Here is a 3808-nt window from a genome sequence, read left to right as displayed (position 1 = left end):
GCCTGGTGGAGACCCGCCAGGGCACGGGCGATGACGCCCGCCTCACCACCTACGCCTACGACGCCCACGATCACCTCGCGCAGATCACCGACGCCGAGGGCCAGGTCACCCGCTACACCCCGGATGCCCTCGGGCGGGTGACCGCGATCGAGCGCCCGGATGGCGCGCTCACCGGGCTCGACGACGACGCCAAGGGCAACCTCGCCGGCGTCACCCCACCGGAGCGCCCCGAGCACCGCCTCGGCTACACCCCGGTCGATCTGGAGGACGACGACCAGCCCCCCGGCGTCGACAACGGCACCGGGGCCATCGCCCGCGCCTACGACAAGGACCGCGACCTCACCCAGCTGAGTCACGCCCTGGGGCCGCAGATCGGCTACGGCTACGACGCCGCCGGGCGGTTGGACAGGCGCACCACCGCGGCGGGCGCGACCACCTACACCTACGCCGGTCCCACCGAGCGCATCGCCACGATCACCACGCCCGAGGGCGAGGTGCTGACCTTCGACTATGACGGCGCGCTCACCATCGACACCCAGTGGTCAGGGACCCTCAATGGCCGCGTCGAGACCGACTGGAACAGCGACCTCGCCATCGCCGCTCATATCATCAACGACAGCCACAGCATTTCGTACGCCTACGACGGCGACGGGCTGCTCACCCAGGCTGGTGCGCTGATCCTCGAGCGTCATGCCGGCAACGGCCTGCTCACCGGCACCACGCTCGGCGGCCTCACCACCACCCAGGGCTACAACGCCTTCGGCGAGCTCGCCACCCAGCAGGCGGCGCACGACGCCACGACGCTCTACCAGATCGGCTACAGCCGCGACCGCCTCGGGCGCATCACCGAGAAGACCGAGACCCTGCAAGGCCAGACCACCGTCTATGCCTACGACTACGATGCTGCCGGACGCCTGATCGCCGTCCGCGAGAATGGCACCGTCACCGGCTCCTGGGACTACGATCCCAATGGCAACCGGATCAGCGTCAATGGCGCAGCCAACGGCACCTACGACGATCAGGATCGGCTACTCGACTACGACGCCCCGGCCCGCCCGCGCCCGAGCGGCACCATCGGCTACGTCATCGACGGCCAGGACCGGCGCATCGGCAAGACCCGGGACGGTGAATTGGTCCAGGGGTTTCTCTACAAGGATCAGCTCAACCCGATCGCCGAGCTGGACGGGGAGGGCAATCTGGTCGCCGTCTTCGTCTATGGCGAGCAGGCCAATGTCCCGGCCTACCTGATCAAGATCGATCCCGAGACGCAGGAGGAGACCACCTACCGGATCCTCTCCGACCACCTCGGCAGCCCCCGGCTGGTCGTCGCCGTCGAGACTGGGGCCGTTGTCCAGCGGATGGACTACGATGCCTGGGGTGTCGTCACGCGGGATACCCAGCCGGGGTTTCAGCCGTTCGGGTTCGCAGGCGGGCTCTACGAGCCGGAGACCGGGCTCGTGCGGTTCGGGGCCAGGGATTATGATCCCTATACCGGGCGGTGGTTGGGGAAGGATCCGATTGGGTTTGGGGGCGGTCAAGCCAATCTATATTCCTATATCCTAGGAAACCCTTTACTGACGATTGATCCTTGGGGGTTGATACCAAATTGCTGGGAGGGATTGCCGAAATCATCCATTAGCACTTCGCGGGAGATGCGGGTTAAGACTATTAAATCCCTTAGGTTCCCTCACCCTGAAGGCTGGAGGCCTTCTGTTGGAGGTAACTTCCCATCCTCTGGTTCTCTGCCTATCGGGCCCGAAATAGCTGCAGATTGGTGGATGTGGGAGCACAGGTTCAGGCAGTATAGTGAGTACGAAATCACTAGGACTGTCACTGTTACGAGAATCTATTGCGAAGAGAAACGTGACTGCTTTCCTGAACCCCTTAAGTTTCATTACGACAGAGTCGAAGACGGAGCGAAAACTGAGAGATTAGCCGATAAATATACTAAATGGGAGCACGAAAAGCTCTATAGGATTGGATCAAACAGTTGGCCTTTCCCCTGATCTATTGCTATTGGCAGGGTTAACAAGATTTACAGGATTGTTGACGCGTTTTTTCTAGTCACTTTAATCTTGTAACTGAAGTTTTGCCCTTTTTGAGGGGTGCTGCGCCTGGGCAGGGGGAGTTTTCGAGGGGTTTGCCCGTTTTCGCGCAAACCCCACAGAAACCCCGCAAGCCTAAGTCACTGCTGAGACGGGCATCCTCAAAACCGCAAAACTTGAGTCTTGTAAATCTTGTCTGGATAATAAGTCGAACGGCCATACAACCACTACTACCCGACCTTCGCGACCTACAAGAAGGCCTGCAGGGAGTTCTTCGCGAACCTTGATGATCACGCGAAGCCGTTACGCTCGTTGTTGACCGAGACTTTCGAGATTATTCGGAATTGAAAAACCGAAATTATACACTCGACTTTGGTAATTTTTTCTGATCAGCCTCTTTGATATTGAAAGCTTGCGAGGCTTCTGTGAATAAGCGAGTGGCCAAATTTTAGCGTTCTAGCTTCCTGCTCCTTTAATCATTTCGTTACACAAATCTCTGCTTCGCCGCTCGTAGGTATTTGATCCTTAAAGAACCGAGCGTTTTGGCCTCTAATCCAAAATCAATGGCTTACAGACTTGTGTGTAATGGGATGCCCTCTAATTGTCCGTCCCCATGATATTTCATGGAAGTTAGCGCCCAGGGAGACTGCCGAATTGGTCAAAATCGAGCGTTATTCAGCCTCATTTACTTTTCTTGCGGGATGCGTAATATTATGTTTTTTGCTTGGGTTACCTAGCTCCTGCCTTGCTCAACAGAGTGTTCTTGAAATCATTCGCAATGAAAGCGATATTGATAAGGTTTATAACGCTATCGGTAACGTAGAGTGGTCTGCAGCGAATCTAGAGCTAATTAGTGAAATTTGGAGAAATGGATTAGATGAGTTTTCTGCCGTCGAGCGAAACGAAAGGGATAGCGATATCATTATGCTCTCGATCGCGAATGTTCTTATGCAAGCCATAAGGCACTGCAAAGTAAGAGGAATTAATCTGTCAGATGTGCATGATTTCGTTTTGTCTAGGATCCGGTCTGAAGATCTGTCGATTAGGGGGCGAGCCACCATTCTGTTAGGTTTGGCGGGATATAATTCTGATATTCCTTTTCTTCTTTCTGTTGTGCGTGAAGAAGAAATGGGTTACGCCGAGGAAGCGGCGTTGTCTATAAGATTCATCCATACTGATGAAAGCCTTGCGGCGCTGCGGCAAGAATTGAAGGATGTAAGGAGGCCATCGCTTAAGCGTTTCCTGAAGGATTTGTTGAAGGATTATGGCACCTATCCGATTAGGGAATTCTCCGAGAGTTGCGAATCGAAATAATGAGAGAGATAAAAGCATACTTTTACCCATACCTCCTTACGCGATTCGTGTTCGGTGCTGCAAGTGGGGAAACGCGAAGGACGCGAAGGACGGTGTCAGGTCTTGTCTTTTGCTTTTTCAGGCTGTGACCAATAGGGTTCGCTTGCGAGTTCGTCCAGGGCGCAAGGCAAGACCCGTCCCCCACGGCCCCCGCGCGGCCCTGCGCCTGCGGCGGCTACACGTTGAAGACGATTCGCGAGCACTTCGGCCTTCCGCATCGGCCGATTCGCTACGAGGTACAGAACAGGCAAAACGCAAGACCTGACACTGCTTTGTACGGGCGCGTCGGGCTGCGGAACGCAGATCCAGGAATCGGGCGGCAGCCGCTTCGGTCTGCCGTTCTGGGACCCGGACTCGGACCTCACCGCTAGCGCGGCGGCCCTGCGCTTGACCGATCCGAGCGCCATCGC

General features: G+C 56.7%; 2 protein-coding genes. Both read left to right on the top strand.

The window, feature by feature from the left end; all coding sequences use genetic code 11:
* On the top strand, positions 1 to 2006 hold a 2006-nt coding region (locus tag G3446_RS25860; protein WP_164456545.1), incomplete at its 5' end, for an RHS repeat domain-containing protein.
* Positions 2007 to 2699: 693 nt separating this feature from the next.
* Positions 2700 to 3359, top strand: a complete 660-nt coding sequence (locus tag G3446_RS25855; RefSeq protein ID WP_164456544.1) for a hypothetical protein — start codon at positions 2700 to 2702, stop codon at positions 3357 to 3359.
* Positions 3360 to 3808 lie beyond the last annotated feature (449 nt).

The sequence above is a fragment of the Thiorhodococcus minor genome (assembly GCF_010820565.1).
Classification (GTDB): Bacteria; Pseudomonadota; Gammaproteobacteria; order Chromatiales; family Chromatiaceae; genus Thiorhodococcus; species Thiorhodococcus minor.
Note: the sequence above shows the minus strand (reverse complement) of the source record. Positions and strands in the feature narration are given on the sequence as shown.